The 15,279-nt window shown below is 39.3% G+C and carries 14 protein-coding genes; 2 read left to right on the forward strand and 12 right to left on the reverse strand.

Annotation, left to right across the window (positions count from 1 at the left end):
- Nucleotides 1-85 precede the first annotated feature (85 nt).
- The 4 genes from B7720_RS09455 to B7720_RS09470 all read right to left on the reverse strand — a co-directional run bounded on the left by B7720_RS09455 (nucleotide 86) and on the right by B7720_RS09470 (nucleotide 2,602).
- Nucleotides 86-1,048 (reverse strand): hypothetical protein, encoded by a 963-nt coding sequence (locus tag B7720_RS09455; RefSeq protein WP_084857731.1) that lies wholly within the window; start codon nucleotides 1,046-1,048, stop codon nucleotides 86-88.
- A 64-nt stretch (nucleotides 1,049-1,112) separates the two neighbouring features.
- Nucleotides 1,113-1,289, reverse strand: a complete 177-nt coding sequence (rpsU, locus tag B7720_RS09460) for a 30S ribosomal protein S21 (protein WP_000048054.1) — start codon at nucleotides 1,287-1,289, stop codon at nucleotides 1,113-1,115.
- A 140-nt stretch (nucleotides 1,290-1,429) separates the two neighbouring features.
- The gene (locus B7720_RS09465) at nucleotides 1,430-1,741 is read right to left on the reverse strand and encodes a hypothetical protein (protein WP_084857732.1); all 312 of its coding nucleotides are present in this window, start codon (nucleotides 1,739-1,741) and stop codon (nucleotides 1,430-1,432) included.
- 153 nt (nucleotides 1,742-1,894) lie between these two features.
- Entirely contained in the window at nucleotides 1,895-2,602 is a 708-nt protein-coding gene (locus tag B7720_RS09470) for a glucosamine-6-phosphate deaminase (protein ID WP_084857734.1), read from the reverse strand.
- Between the two features lie 150 nt (nucleotides 2,603-2,752).
- On the opposite strand from B7720_RS09470, the gene queA reads away from it, so the two are divergent.
- On the forward strand, nucleotides 2,753-3,781 hold the full coding sequence (queA, locus tag B7720_RS09475) for a tRNA preQ1(34) S-adenosylmethionine ribosyltransferase-isomerase QueA (RefSeq protein WP_084857736.1): 1,029 nt from the start codon (nucleotides 2,753-2,755) through the stop codon (nucleotides 3,779-3,781).
- Between the two features lie 39 nt (nucleotides 3,782-3,820).
- Here the strand turns inward: queA and B7720_RS09480 are convergent, their stop codons facing one another.
- From B7720_RS09480 to mnmL, 5 genes are read right to left on the reverse strand one after another with little or no spacing between them, the layout of a single operon-like run.
- On the reverse strand, nucleotides 3,821-4,681 hold the full coding sequence (locus B7720_RS09480) for a YihY/virulence factor BrkB family protein (RefSeq protein WP_000759520.1): 861 nt from the start codon (nucleotides 4,679-4,681) through the stop codon (nucleotides 3,821-3,823).
- Nucleotides 4,682-4,710: 29 nt separating this feature from the next.
- Nucleotides 4,711-6,765: a cation:proton antiporter gene (locus B7720_RS09485; RefSeq protein WP_049477701.1), complete on the reverse strand. Its 2,055-nt coding sequence runs from the start codon at nucleotides 6,763-6,765 to the stop codon at nucleotides 4,711-4,713.
- Nucleotides 6,766-6,776: 11 nt separating this feature from the next.
- Entirely contained in the window at nucleotides 6,777-7,031 is a 255-nt protein-coding gene (locus tag B7720_RS09490; protein ID WP_000361094.1) for a hypothetical protein, read from the reverse strand.
- Nucleotides 7,024-7,581 (reverse strand): tRNA 5-(aminomethyl)-2-thiouridylate-methyltransferase MnmM, encoded by a 558-nt coding sequence (mnmM, locus tag B7720_RS09495; RefSeq protein WP_084857738.1) that lies wholly within the window; start codon nucleotides 7,579-7,581, stop codon nucleotides 7,024-7,026. The genes B7720_RS09490 and mnmM overlap by 8 nt, the downstream gene beginning before the upstream one ends.
- 1 nt (nucleotide 7,582) lies before the next feature.
- The gene (mnmL, locus tag B7720_RS09500) at nucleotides 7,583-8,521 is read right to left on the reverse strand and encodes a tRNA modification radical SAM protein MnmL/YtqA (RefSeq protein WP_084857740.1); all 939 of its coding nucleotides are present in this window, start codon (nucleotides 8,519-8,521) and stop codon (nucleotides 7,583-7,585) included.
- Nucleotides 8,522-8,612: 91 nt separating this feature from the next.
- Between mnmL and B7720_RS09505 the strand changes: the two genes are divergently transcribed.
- Complete coding sequence (locus B7720_RS09505; protein WP_070567053.1) at nucleotides 8,613-8,972, forward strand: DUF3397 domain-containing protein; 360 nt, start codon at nucleotides 8,613-8,615, stop codon at nucleotides 8,970-8,972.
- Between the two features lie 82 nt (nucleotides 8,973-9,054).
- On the opposite strand, the gene B7720_RS09510 is transcribed toward B7720_RS09505, so the two are convergent.
- The 3 genes from B7720_RS09510 to B7720_RS09520 all read right to left on the reverse strand — a co-directional run.
- Nucleotides 9,055-9,795: a class I SAM-dependent methyltransferase gene (locus tag B7720_RS09510; protein ID WP_070567056.1), complete on the reverse strand. Its 741-nt coding sequence runs from the start codon at nucleotides 9,793-9,795 to the stop codon at nucleotides 9,055-9,057.
- A 207-nt stretch (nucleotides 9,796-10,002) separates the two neighbouring features.
- Nucleotides 10,003-13,641: a Cna B-type domain-containing protein gene (locus B7720_RS09515; RefSeq protein WP_084857742.1), complete on the reverse strand. Its 3,639-nt coding sequence runs from the start codon at nucleotides 13,639-13,641 to the stop codon at nucleotides 10,003-10,005.
- A gap of 592 nt (nucleotides 13,642-14,233) precedes the next feature.
- Nucleotides 14,234-15,279, reverse strand: a 1,046-nt coding sequence (locus B7720_RS09520) for an MSCRAMM family protein (RefSeq protein ID WP_142358715.1), incomplete at its 5' end; no start/stop codon positions are given.

Raw genomic sequence — 15,279 nt, forward strand, 5'->3', positions numbered from 1 at the left:
GAAGTTTCCTTTTTTTGCAGGATTTACAGTATTTATTTGATGTTGCTTGGGAAAAGATTTGACTAGGAAGTCTTTTCGTACTCTTTTAAATCAACCGAGACAAATCTACTGCAAATCGGTCAACGTCTATCACCAAGTCCCTTCCAGATTTTTCTAAGTAAATCCTTGGAAGACCTTTTGTTAGTATTCTATTTGCATCAGCCATATCTTGAGGATAGGTATAGAACTGTTGACCTTTTGGAAACTGATTTTGGACTTGCCATTCTTCAAACTCCTTCAAAAAAGTCTTATGAGACGGCATACTGACTTCTTCAAACAAGGAATGGTCAAACAATCGTACCAAACGATATAGACCATGGATCTCATCCGCAAAGCACTTATCAATCTTTTCATAGGGGTAACCTCGTCTCTGATAAGCTTGGCATAAGTTTTGTAAGGACTCGCTTAATGCAACTGCATCTTTTTTTGCCAAACTTATAAAATACCGAACAGAAAATTCTTCCATACCAGTTCGTTTTTTCTTCCCTAAAAACTGTTGTGCACGCAAGAGAGACTCGGATAATCTTTCTTCATCTTGATAATAAAGAGCGTATAAAAGATTCATCACATTTTCTGGATAATAGGTTCCTTTCAACAAGGGTAAATCTTTGGGGATGAATGATGGAATGGCTGAAAAATCATTACAAGCAAAAGAGGTAAACAAGCCTTTCAAAATTCCATCTGTGTAGATGGTTCCACTTGCCAACAAACCGCCTCTCAGCAGCTCGGTTCTTCCTGTTTGCCATAGAGCGTTGTTTAACTGCTTATAATCCCCATCTAAAAACGCCGCATAATAGGCAAAATATTTAGTATCATCTAGCAATAAGCTACTGTACAATTTTACCCTTAAAACCTTGTCAGACAATACTTTTGAATCGGTCAAATACTTTTCAAAAATTCTTTGGTTTGACTCTTCAAATTCCTTCCAATCTATCGGATCAGCACAATAACCCCAATCTTCCAAGTGATTTTCACGCATCTTTTGATATTCTTTTATATACTCTCTCATAACAATTTCTTCCTCTAAACATTGTGCAAAAAAAGACTAGACAAATCTAGCCTTTCATTTCAAATTAGAATTTTTTACGTTTACGAGCTGCTTCTGATTTACGTTTACGTTTTACAGAAGGTTTTTCATAGAATTCACGTTTGCGTGTTTCTTGAAGAGTACCAGCTTTAGTAACCGCACGTTTGAAACGACGAAGTGCATCGTCAAGAGATTCATTCTTACGTACTACTGTTTTAGACATTTTTTTCACTCCCTTCAAGTTCAAGATCTATTCCATTTTACACGCAAAATGAATATTTGTCAAGGGAAAACCTACATTTATTCCGATTTTCCGATTCAATAATTACTTTCTTGCCTATACTTTATCAAATCCACCAATTTTTACATCAAATCATACAACTTTGTTACTGCTTGTTCAAAAGGTTCAATATATTCCCAATATTCATCAGGAAGATTCGAAATCTTACTCAAGTCATTGCTGTCAAAATGATATACCAGATGACGAAGAATTTGATTTTCAATAAAATGCAAATCCCTCATCTGATCTATACTAATAGAATCGATCTTTTCTACGTAGCGACATAAATCAGCTAGCGACTGCGAATCAAATACTTTTTCCTCGTGTAAATAATAGAGAAAGCTTTTGTTTTCAGCTCGTATATTGTCTTTTATCAGATTATTTTCTAATAGCATACTTTCATTCTCTCCTTGTATATCATAAAATAGTAAAAATTGAACCTAACTAGATATAGTTGTTCTACCAATCTATTATACCACTTCTTTCTATTGACTCATGAAAGCTAGAAAAAACCACTCACTCCAAAGAGCAAGCGGTTCTTGTAATTTTTATTTTTCAAGTAAGCTGAGCGCTTCTGCATCTGCAATGATGGTCACGTCAGGGTGGTTTTGTAGGCTACTTGCTGGTAGACTTTCAGTCACTGGACCAGACACTGTTCCAGCGATGGCTTCTGCTTTCGACTCACCGTAAGCAAAGAGAATAATTGACTTGGCATCCAAGATGTTTTTAATTCCCATTGAAATGGCTTGAGTTGGAACGTCTTCAATCTTGTCAAAAAAGCGAGCATTAGCTTCGATAGTAGACTGGTCAAGTTCTACTAGATGCGTTTGACTGTCAAATGGAGTTCCTGGCTCGTTAAAACCGATATGTCCATTACGACCGATTCCCAAAATTTGCAAATCAACAGGATGGTCAGCCAAAATTTGATTGTAGCGTTTTACTTCTGCTTCAGCATTATCCTTAACACCACGTGGCAAGAAACTTTCTTTAAATGGTTTTTGGTTAAACAGGTTTTCTTGCATGAAGTAACGGTAAGATTGTGGATTGTCCCCATCAAGCCCTACATACTCATCAAGGTTCACACTGGTTAGATTTGAAAAATCAAGGTCACTCTCAACGATTTCTTTGTAAAACTCAAGTGGACTACTTCCTGTCGCAAGTCCCAATGTTTGAGCGCCATTGGCTAATTTTTCCTTCAAAATCTCAAAAGCAACTTTTCCACCTTCGACTTGGTTTTCAACTTTAATAACTTTCATCTTTTCATCCTCCATTTTAATCTATATTTATTATATGGTATAGACCAATTTTTGTCAAGTGAAAACGATTTAATTTCTAAAAAAAGAGCGCCCAAACTTGAAACATGTTATAATGGATAAGATTAGAACTTAGAAAGAATGAAGAGATATATGAATACAGCTGATTTTGATTTCCACTTACCTGAGGAATTGATTGCCCAAACGCCCCTTGAAAAACGAGATTCCTCCAAACTCCTTATCGTTAATCGCGAGACGGGAGAAATGCAGGATAAACACTTCCACTCCATTATCGACATGCTGGAACCTGGTGATGCCCTTGTCATGAACGACACCCGTGTTCTCCCTGCCCGCCTCTATGGTCAAAAAGAGGAGACCGGAGGCCATGTGGAACTTCTCCTGCTCAAAAATACTGCTGGTGATGAGTGGGAGGTTCTCGCCAAACCAGCCAAACGCCTCAAGGTCGGTACTCGCGTCAGCTTTGGAGATGGTCGCCTCAGCGCTGTCGTTACGGAAGAATTGACCCACGGGGGCCGCATTGTCCGCTTTGAATACCAAGGAATTTTCCTAGAAGTTTTGGAAAGTCTGGGTGAAATGCCACTACCACCCTACATCCACGAAAAACTAGATGACCGTGAACGTTATCAAACGGTTTACGCTAAAGAAAGTGGCTCTGCTGCAGCACCGACTGCTGGATTGCACTTCACCAAAGAACTGCTAGCAGAAATCCAAGCCAAGGGTGTCCATTTGGTTTATTTGACCCTCCACGTTGGTTTAGGAACCTTTAGACCTGTTTCTGTTGACAATCTGGACGAACATGAAATGCACTCGGAGTTCTACCAACTTTCTGATGAAGCAGCTGCCACCCTTCGCTCAGTCAAGGAAAATGGAGGTCGCGTCATCGCTGTAGGAACCACTTCTATCCGCACACTGGAAACCATCGGTTCCAAGTTTAATGGGCAAATCCAGGCTAATTCTGGCTGGACCAATATCTTTATCAAACCAGGCTATGACTGGAAGGTTGTGGATGCTTTTTCAACCAACTTCCACCTACCCAAGTCAACTCTTGTTATGCTAGTTTCTGCCTTTGCCGGTCGTGACTTAGTCCTAGATGCCTATCACCATGCCATCCAAGAACACTACCGCTTCTTCAGTTTTGGAGATGCCATGTTTATCTATTAAGAAAATCCCTATTAGGAAACCTAATAGGGATTTTTCTAATTATTCCATACTAAACTTTGGATCTTTCAAGCTCTGAACACTGGCATTGATAACTGCTCCGATAATCAAAATCTTTGCAATGAGAATAAACCAGAACATCATGACTACCACGATAATGGAACTGAAAAATCGGACATCAACCAGATGATTGACATAACTATTGACGTAGACAGAAAAGATATTCAATAAAAAGATAAGAGTTAGCAAGACAAAGACACTTCCTGGTAAAACATAGCGGATTCGTGGTGCTTTTACTTTTGGAAGGAAGTAATAAATCATGACTAGAATGGCAAAGATCAAGGCATAGACCAGAGGGCCTGTAAAATCTTGCAGGTAGGAAAATAGCGGACTGTCTGATTGCCAGTAAGTTTTGAGGAGGTTGAGCAACATACGACCAAACATACTCAAAAACAAGGCCAAGGCAAAAAGAATCTGCAGGCCAAAACTAACAAGTAGACTCATCAACTGATGGGAGATAATTCCTCGACTCTTGGTCACCCCATAGGCTTTGTTAAAAGCTTTTTGGAGGAAATCCATTGATTTCGAAAAGGTCCAGAGGGCAGATAAAACGGCAAAACTCAGCAAACCAGTTGATGGTTGAGTCAGAACTTCTCGTACAATCTTGGCAACCACATCATACACCGTATCAGGCAAGAATTCCTTGATTGTCAGTAAGAAATTTGAGACTGGAATCTGAAAATAAGGCAAAATATTGACCATTATCATTAGCAAAGGAAAGATTGAAATCAACCAATAGTAGGCAACCGCAACACTGGTCAACTCACTATCAGATGCTTGATAATAATGCAAAAAAGCTTTCAATAAGGGCCTGTCCATCAGCTCTTTCCACCACTTTTTCATGTTCCATCCTCCGTCATTTTCTTCATCATCTAAGTTCTTCTGATTAAATCTAGCATATCATAAGGTAAAGTATTTGCGGCCTCTTTCAGAGAATAATTCTCTAAATTATTCACATTTTGGCGTAGTTTTTTGGCATACTTGGCTGTTATCAGTTTAGCTTCTTCGTATTCAAAGATTGCCTTACGTTCGAGATAGTAGCCTCGTAGCATTTCATCAATATTGTTTGGCTTGATGCGATTGATAACCCGCTCAACAAAGGCACCACTTCCGATAATGGCCGTCTCGCGTAGACGAGATTCTTGCATAAAACTAATCAGAGAACTCTTGTAAACCCCTTTTAGGTTTTCCAAACTCTCGATAATCAACTCTGTATTTTCCAAATACAACTCTGAAATCTGATCATAGTCAACTGCTAGTAGTTTACGAGATTCTTCATTTATCCAACTACGGAAAGTTTTGCCAAAGGTAAACATTTCATGGAGTAGAAAGCGCAGTATCCGTAAGGAAACTAGGAAGTAATAAGTCACTCTAGAAGCGAAATTCCGATTGATACTCTGCTCCATGTTTTTTAGGTAACGTTGGTAAACTCGATAGCCACGCTCGCTGATTCTATTTTCTTCATAGGCTTGCTCCAAACCGTCACTCTCAATACTCAAGATAAGAAGCTTGAGGGACTCCCAGTCCTCTTGGACTCTCTTATTTTCCAGACTAAGGATGAGGTTTTCAATCCGACCATGGTAATTATCAATAGCTGCATAAAGAGGAAGTTTGTTCTTGTGATGGTCCAGTTCTTTTTCTAATTCTGCAGCTACATCATTCAGAATCGCAATATGCATCAAATGATCCTTGCTTTCCTCTTGTTCTTCAGATAAGTGAGGGAGGACCAATAAACCTGTTAGAAAGCTCAATAGTGTAACGCCTGCTACAAGGAAGAGTAAGAGAGGGTATTCCTGCTCCAAATGACTTGGTATGAGGAGAATGGTCGCGATAGATACTGTCCCTTTGACACCAGAGAAGGTCAAAAGAAGCATATCTTTCATGTACTTATGAATTTTTTTCTTAAGTCGACGCGTCCTCACAAAGTAAAAACCAGCAATCATGACAAAGCGGATCGCAAAAAGCAAGAATGTCAGAACGACAACTGAAATCAGTAAAAGAAGGGGATTGTAGAGAGAATTAGACAAAATCGGCTCTGCTATCAACTCTAATTCCATTCCCAAGAGAACAAAGACTGATCCATTTAGCATAAAGGTCACGGTGTGCCAGACGGTCTCCGTCACGGTGTCTACCTGAGCCTCAAGGAGCGTAATTTTCTTAAAGCGACTGGCCTTCAAAATACCTGCAACCACTACTGCGATAATCCCTGAAACATGAAACTCTTCTGCAATGAAAAAGGTCATGAGTGGCAAACTTAGCTCTAGCAATAGTTCACTGGCTATATCTATCGCTCGTACACTCAGCAAAAAGCTATGCAAGAAACGATTGACCATAGCCGTCACAAAACCGACTACAAAACCACCAAAGATAGAAAGTGCTAGGGAAGTTCCTGCTTGGCTGAATGAAAACGTTCCTGTTGTCCAAGCAGCAAGAGCCATCTGAAAGGCAACCAAACCAGAAGCATCATTTAAGAGTCCTTCCCCTTTTAGGATATTAGAAACCCGTTTGGGAAAACGAAAACGTTCAGAAAGAGATGCAAAGGCAACCAAATCTGTTGGCCCAAGTGCCGCTCCAACTGCTAAACAGGCCGCCAAAGGAAGAGTCATCCAAAGGAAGTGAGCCATGCCCCCCAAGCTTAAGGTCGAGATAAAAATCACAGGAAAGATCAGAAAGACGACAATCCGCCAATGCTTCAAAATGGACGTAATATCCGCTTCTTCTGCCTCCCGGAAAAGTAAGGGACCAATAACCATGGCTAGAAACAGCTCTGTATTGAGATGAAAGTCCGCATCGGGAACAAATAAACCAATCCCAATCCCCAAAAGAATTTGTACAAGAGGAAGGGGCAAAAAAGGGAGAAGTTTATTGGTCGTGGTTGAAATGATTAAGACAAATAAAAATAGAATCAAGTAAATGAGTAATTCCACACAATTCCTCCTTAATCTTTTTTACAACAAGATTCAAAAATCTCCTTTTGCTCTTGGATTTTCTGATCAATCTTAGAACAGTCTTTGTGCTCAATTTTTTTCTGGCATCGTTCCATTTCAAGAGCCACTAATTTTTTCTTGATTTTAAGCATTTTCTTGCTCATATGTGCTTCGTCGAGCACGCCGACTGCTCGCTCGTGATGCGTTGACTCGACAAAATTTTGGCGCATTGCCTCAAGCTTCTCACGAAGGTATTGTTTATCCATGTCTATACCTTTCTAATTTTTCAATCATAACTAAAAACGGTGGATTATTAACTTGGTTGAGAGTCCGATAAATGGCAGCTGTATACTCTTGTTGGTTCAATTGGCTAACAAAATCCAATACAGCATCCCTCTCAGTATCTCCTCCTTCATGACCATAGTAGATCATGATAGCAATCCGTCCCCCTTTGACAAGCAAATGACACAGATTTTCTAATGCTTCGATAGTAGTCTGAGGTTGAGTGATGACGGATTTGTCAGCAGAAGGCAGATAACCCAGATTAAAAATCCCTGCCTTAGCTTCTGTCACAAACTGGTCTAGTGTCTCATGACCTTGCAAGATTAACTGGGCATTTGTCATACCTGCCTGATCCAAACGCTCTTGGGTTTTCTCCAAAGCCTGCTCCTGGATATCAAAGGCATAGACTTGCTTGGCTAGCTTGGCTAGAAAAAGGGTATCATGCCCATTACCCATGGTCGCATCCACAACAATATCCTCTTTTGTCACGACTTCAGCTAAAAAATCATGTGCCATCTCAAGTGGTCTTTTCATTTTAAAACTCCTGTTTTACAGCCTTGCATCCTTGCACACTTCCGCGGCGTCTCATTTCAGTTTCAATAGCATTTAGCACTTCCCATTTATTGAGGCTCCACATGGGACCAATCAACATATCTCTAGGTGCATCTCCTGTAATTCGATGGATGACGATATGCTTGGGAATGATTTCCAACTGGTCACAAATGACCTTGACATACTCGTCCTGACTCATCAGTTGCAAACGTCCTTCGTGGTAATCTCGCTGCATCCGTGTATTGGTCATGAGGTGAAGCAAGTGCAGTTTAATTCCTTGAATATCATTATCCGTAACACAGCGACGGACATTTTCAACCATCATCTCATGGGTTTCCCCAGGAAGACCGTTGATCAGATGGGAAACAATTTCAATCTTGGGATACTTTCTCAAGCGTTTTACTGTTTCAACATACAATTCATAAGAATGGGCACGGTTAATCAAGTCAGAGGTTGCTTCAAAAGTAGTCTGTAAGCCCAATTCAACCGTCACATGCATGCGTTCCGATAACTCAGCCAAATATTCGATTGTTTCATCAGGTAAGCAATCCGGGCGTGTTCCGATATTGATTCCCACTACACCAGGTTCGTTGATAGCCTGCTCATATCGCTCCCGAATCACTTCCACCTTTTCATGGGTGTTGGTAAAGTTTTGGAAATAAACTAGATACTTTTTAACATCTGGCCATTTGCGGTGCATAAAGTCAATTTCCTTATAAAATTGCTCACGGATAGGGGCATCCGGTGCCACGATAGCATCTCCAGAACCTGAAACCGTACAAAAAGTACAACCACCATGGGCTACAGTTCCATCCCGATTTGGACAGTCAAATCCCGCATCAATAGGAACTTTGAAAGTCTTTTCTCCAAAAAGTTTTCGATAATAATCATTCAAGGTATTATAAGATTTCATAACTTTCATTATAACAAAAAACACCTACAATCTCAAAAGCCTGACTTTCCAACAAATTCCCTTGTTTCTCATTTCCTTTAGCGTTTTTTTATGATACAATATGGGTATGATTTTAATGAAAATAGCATCTATTTTATTATTGATATTAACCTTGGTGGTTTGCTTTATTGTCACCAAGCTTTTCGGACTTAGGAAAATAGGATTTAATTTCGCGGATCTAGCTTTTCCACTGTTGGTATTTGAGTACTATCTGATTACTGCTAAAGCCTTTACCCACAACTTTCTACCGCGACTTGGTGTCGCACTTTCTCTCCTAGCAATCCTCCTTGTAGTCTTTTTCCTTGTCAAAAAACGAAGTTTTTATTACCCTAAATTCATCAAATTCTTCTGGAGAGCCGGTTTTCTCCTTACCTTAATCATCTACATTGCTATGGTTGTCGAATTGATGATGCTCCCATAAAAAACATTCCCTCAGACAGCTGTCTAAGGGAATGTTTTTATCTTCATACCTTGTTTTCTAAGCTCTACCAAGATACTTTATCTTATTTCCTAAATGTCAAGGCGTAGAATTTGCCATCCCAAAGAAGTTTCATTTCATTTTCCTTAACTTCGCTTGGAACAGCATTCTCAATTTCACTCAAATCAACAGTAGCATCTTTAAAATAATCCTTACTAAAATGATTTTTCTTATATTGCTGATCCACATAGTCAGCCGTCTCATCTGCAATTAAAAGCTTGGTTCCTGGCTTCGCCACTCGTAGCATTTCCTGCATAGCCTTGGCCTTATCATTGAAAAAATTGATTCCGCCAATATGGTAGACAATGTCAAAACTATTATCCGCAAAGGGTAGATCCTCCGCGCAAGCATGGAAAAGTTGCAAATTAGTCTTTTTAGCGCAAGATTTCTGGCATTTTTCTAGCATACTGATAGAAATATCTACCCCTACAAAGTCTAAACTTTTCAGGTCGATTGTCTCAGGAATATAACGTAGGTCTTGACCAGTCCCGATAGAGACATAAAGAACAGATAAATTATCCTTCCATTCTATTTCCTCCATCAGATCCTTTCTCAACTTATCAATTGCCTTGCCGTGGAGAAGTGGTCCTATCCATTTCTCACTCATATCATACCAGCGAGCCATACGGTTGTACATGGTCATGTATTTAGCATTATCTCCAGATAAATAATCTGGATTAAGAGACAGATAGATAGCCCCATCTTTTTGAAAATTTTCCACCTCCAAACCTGACTTCAATTTATCTTGTAATCTTGTTTCAATCATATGTAACATCTCCTTTTCTATTTGTCACCTATTATAGTGGAATTCATCGCAAAAACAATAGCTTTTTAGTAAGTGGCAACTATCCACTTGTATCTGGTAGTAGAACCAGGGTTAGTTACAAAAAAAACAAGTGCCAATTTCCATTGACACTTGTTTCCACTTTTAAACTGTGTTGCAAAATTTCGTGAAAGATACCGTTTAAAAAACTTAATCTTCTTTTTTGCGTCTTGCCAAGAATCCTGTTCCCAATCCAAGAAGGGCGATTCCAGCTACTAGAGTCGCTTGGTTAGACTCGCTTCCTGTATTAGGTAATTCCCCACCCTTTTTAGGCTTACCTGGTTCATTTGGTTTGCCAGGTGTTGGTTTTTCAGGAGTATGCGTATTTGTAATGTTGTAACCTTCTACTGAAGCTGTATAACCATCTGGAACATTCACTTCTTCAACAGTGTAGGCAATCTCCTTACCTTCTTGATAACGATCAAGACCTGTGAACTCATAAGTCCAGCCACTTGTTTCTGACACTGTAGCTGTCTGACCAGTTTCCTTGCCATCTGCAAGAAGTTTTACGGTGATAGATGCTGGACGGATGCCATCTTTGTTATCTTCATCTTTCCAGATCTTATGACCTTTTACAGTGGTTTTCTCTGGTGTGTGGGTGTTGGTCACATTCATACCAGTTTCAGTAGCTGTGTAACCTGTAGGAACACCAACTTCTTTGACTGTGTACTCGATTGCTTTACCATTTTGGTAACGATCCAGTTCAGTGAATTCATACTTCCAACCTGTTTCAGCTGTTGCGATTGCTGTCTTGCCAGTTTCTTTACCATTGGCAAGAAGAGCGACAGTGACAGATGCTGGACGGATACGATCTTGGTCGTTATTATCAATCCAGGTCTTTTGTCCACTTACAGCAATTTTTTCTGGTGTATATTCATTGGTAATGGTGTACTTGCCATCCTTATCTGTAGTGATGGTTGCTTTGTATTCTGTCATAGCAGTTTCTTTGACAGTATACTTGATTTCTTTACCATTCTCATACTTAGGAAGTTTTTTAGATTCGAACTTCCAGCCAGTTTTTTCTGAAACTTCAATTTCTTGAACAACTTTGTCGCCGTTAAGAATTTGAACTTTCACAGATGTTGTACGTTTGCCGTCTTGGTTGTTGTTATCTTTCCACACCTTAGTTCCTGAAAGGATAACTGTATCCGGATTGTGAGTGTTAGTCACTACTTGACCAGTTACAGAAGCTTCATAACCAGCTGGTACATCTACTTCATCGATAGAGTAAGTGATTTCTTTACCAGCTTCGTATTGTGGAAGATTGGTGAAGGATGCTACCCAAGTGTTATCATCAGTCTTATCCTTAGCTGTCAAGGTCAATTTCTTACCTTCAACGGCTACTGGTTTAGATCCACCTACAGATTTGAAAAGTTGAACGGTTACTGACTCAGGACGTTTGCCGTCTTGGTTGTTCGCATCGTTCCATACTTTTGTTACCTTGTAGTCAATTTCTTTAGGAGCATATTTGTTTGTGATGGTAAAGTCTGTAATAGTCGCTTCGTATTCTGCTACGGCTTCTTCTGTTACAGTGTATTTGATTTCTTTACCAGCTTTATATTTTGCTAATTTTTCGAATGTAGCAGTCCATGTTCCGTCTGCAGCAGCCTGAATTTCTTTCGAATCAACTTTCTTACCGTCTGCTAAAAGATTGATTGTAATCTTAGTCGGACGTTTGCCGTCTTGGTTGTTGGCATCTTCCCAGTTCTTAGTTGCTTTTACATCAACTGTTTCTGGTGAATAGCTATTTGTGATAGTGAATCCTGATGCAGCGTCACCAGTAACCTTAGAAGTGTAACCAGCAACAGTTACTTCTACTACCGTGTACTGGATAGGTGTTCCGCCTTTATCAGCATCAAGATCTGTGAAGCTTCCAGCCCAACCGTTTCTGGCATTAAGTTCAAGTGTCTTACCAGTATCTTGACCATCCGCAAGCAATTTAACTGTGATAGAAGATGGACGTTTACCATCTTGGTTGTTCGCGTCCTTCCATACTTTCTTAACAGGAACTTCAGTTTTTGCTGGAGTGTAAGTGTTCTCGAAAGCTTTTTCATCATCGTAAGAAACAGTTGCTTCAAGTGCACCTTTGCCCTTATCTACCACAGTAACTGTAGCCGTGACAGTTTTAGTGTCGTACTTGATGCTTGTATCACTGCCAGCTTTTTCAGCAATTTTAAAGGTATAAGTTCCTGCTTTGTCGAATTCCAATTCTGAGAAAGCAATGCTTCCGTCTTTGTCATTCTTCACAGTTTCTTTCACCTTACCATCTTGATCTGTTAAAGTGAATTCAAACTCTTCAGCCTTTAACTCACGACCTGTAAGTTTTTTATTAGCTTTAATCTTAGCTTTAGCTTTGCTACGTTTATTTGTAACTGTTTTGATAGCTCCGTCTTGTCCAACAGTCATCTCGAATGGAGTAGGATTCAACTCATATCCTTCAGGAGCCCCAATCTCGGTTACCGTAAAGTTCCCTTTCTTGATATCACTCTCTGAGTAAATAGATGATTCAGCAATTCCGTCATCATTTGTCGTTACAATTTCTTCTTTAGCCGTAGCTCCTGCCGGAGGAGTAATCTTGAATTTTGCTCCTTTTAGGCGGTCATGAGTCAGCTCGTCGACCTTGTAAAGAATGATACGGTAACCTGTTTCTAACTGAATTGTACCGCCAGAAGCAACGACTGAGTTTCCGATTTGCTTAACGACTGTCTTATTACTATAGTCGTCATATGTTAGAATCTGGTCATCACCCTTCATTTCAGCATTGTTTTGGACTTGCGTGCCATCAGCTGGAGCACTTGTTTTATAATTAATTCGAAATGCTGCTGGTTTACCGTTCTTCGCAAGAATTGAAGATGCATTGTTAATTGTTAAAGTAAATTCTGTGTAAGAATCATTCCATTTTACTTGGTAATCCTTACCAGCTTCTAAAACCACTTCATCTTTCAAGTAATAATATTGATCATACCAACCTGCTGTAACGCTGAATGTTTCAGGGATCATCTGCATTGGTGAAGCATTTGGATCTACCCAGTCATGAATTTCAATTTTATTATAAGCTGCTTGTTTCGGATTAACACGAACATACCAGCTGTGTAAGTATTTTCCACTCTTATTTAGAGCCTTGGATGTCCAATCCTCTTTGTAAATCAAACCATGATATTTATTGAAATTAGCTCGACCGATTCCTTCAGAATAATCAGCCGCATCACCTTTTTTAACCTTGATTTGATGGGTAATTTCATTTATGGTTTCCGTTTTATCAAAACGAAGCGTTTCATTGCTTAATTCATTTTTAGAACTAAAACCAACAAAGAAATTTCCTCTAACGTTTTGGACTTGATAGCCACCTTTTTTCTCAAGATAGGCTTTCAGATTTTTTAATGTAATAGTCGCCTTACCACCATTATTATCCCCGTTTGATACAATTTGAGTTTCTCCGATAACGAGATCTGTTTCCTTATCTTTTAAATCAAAAGTTTCATTTCTAACAGTTAAAGGGCTCGGAACAGTAAAGGTAAAGGTATCACCGTCCTCTAACTTACCATCATAGGCGCTCAAATCGTAATCCACTGAGAACTTATAGTTTGAGTAGTCATGGTGCTCTGGAGAAAGGTTATAAATTCCATTTTCATCCGGACTTATAAATTTACCATTATCAACTTCCCAAATTCCAATATTACTGATAACGTTCTTCAGTTCCTTTGCTTGAACTGAATTTGGAGCAAAGATTATCCCTAGCAAACAGGCCAGAGAAGTTAGGATGGGTAACCAAAATTTCTTGTTCTTCATAATCTTCCTTTCTAAATTACCGAAAACATTAAAACGACAAACTATGATTATAAAATCTCAACACTCATCTCCTTTCGAATTCGTTGAAATCCATGAGGGTTATTGAATAAGTTACATCATATTAACATGTTTCATAACTATATGTGAGTGCAATATTTACCATATTTGTTCTATTCTTAATATAGAAACCTCCTTTAATTTCATTATAAAACAAAATTAACTTTTTTTGTAATATTATGAGGTTATTGCCTTTTGAAAATATTGACACAGTGTAAAATTACTGCCATAAAAACTAATTCTTTCATCACACTATAGTTTCTTTAAGTATAGTGTACACATACGAACAACTTCTCTTTTAAACAAACAGAAAGAAACATTGTACAAAACATTCCATTTATTTATAAGTTTGATACACCTTAATAATTATCCAAACTATTTTATATAAGTAAAACTCAGAAGAAATCTAGTAATAGTCATATCCCATCCTGATAAATAGTTTAATTTAGCATATTTCATTATTCTGAACCATAAAAAAAGACCAGGGGGTTATCCCTGATCTTTCTTTACTGTACTTATTGGCTACTAAATGAGATTAGTCTTCTTTTCTTCGTTTAGTTGCTACAAGACCTGCGCCTAAAGCTAGAAGAGCTAAACCTGCTGCTAATGCAGCTTGTCCAGATTCACTTCCAGTGTTTGGTAGGTTAGGATTTTCTGGTTCAGTTTGGTCCGTTACTACTAACTTACCATCCTTGAACTCAACCTGATTTCCACTAGCATTTACCACTGTTACAGTTCCGTCGTAGTTAACTTGGAATGTAATATCTGTTACTGCTAAGTATCCAGTTGGAGCGGCCTCTTCATGGAAAGTATATACTCCCGGAGTCAAATCAAGTACATGTGATTGTTTGGCTTTTGAAGTCCATTCAGCCACAGGATTACCTGCAACTTTTTCTCCACGGAAAATTTGGATTTTTGCACCCGCGATTTCTTCACCCGCTAGATTTACCTTGCTGAAGGTGATCTTACGTGGAAGGTCATCGTCTTTGTCGGTTACAGTTACTGTTGAGCCGTTGGTTACGACTTTGTTTTCTTCACCTTTAGAGTCTTTCTCACCAACATTTGTCACTTCCACTGTGCCGTCGTATTTGACTTGGAAAGTGATGTCCGTTACTTTGAGGTAACCAGTTGGAGCTGCTTCCTCATGGAAGGTGTAAGTGCCTGGAGCCAAGTTGAGATCTTTAGACTTACCAGCTTCTGAAGTCCAGCTTTCTACGGCTGTGCCTTCTGCCTTGTCGCCTTTATAGATCTTAATCTCTGCACCAGCGATTTCTGTTCCACCAAGGCTAACCTTGCTGAAGGTGATCTTACGTGGAAGGTCATCATCTTTATCAGTTACAGTTACAGTTGAACCGTTTGTGGCAACTTTGTTTTCTTCACCCTTAGAGTCTTTTTCACCAACATTGGTCACTTCCACTGTGCCGTCATGTTTGACTTGGAAAGTGATGTCGGTTACTTTGAGGTAGCCTGTTGGAGCGGCTTCCTCATGGAAGGTGTAAGTGCCAGGTGCCAAGTTCAAGTCTTTAGACTTACCAGCTTCTGAAGTCCAGCTTTCTACGGCTGTACCTTCTGCCTTGTCGC

The organism is Streptococcus oralis subsp. oralis, from assembly GCF_002096455.1.
GTDB lineage: Bacteria > Bacillota > Bacilli > Lactobacillales > Streptococcaceae > Streptococcus > Streptococcus oralis_CY.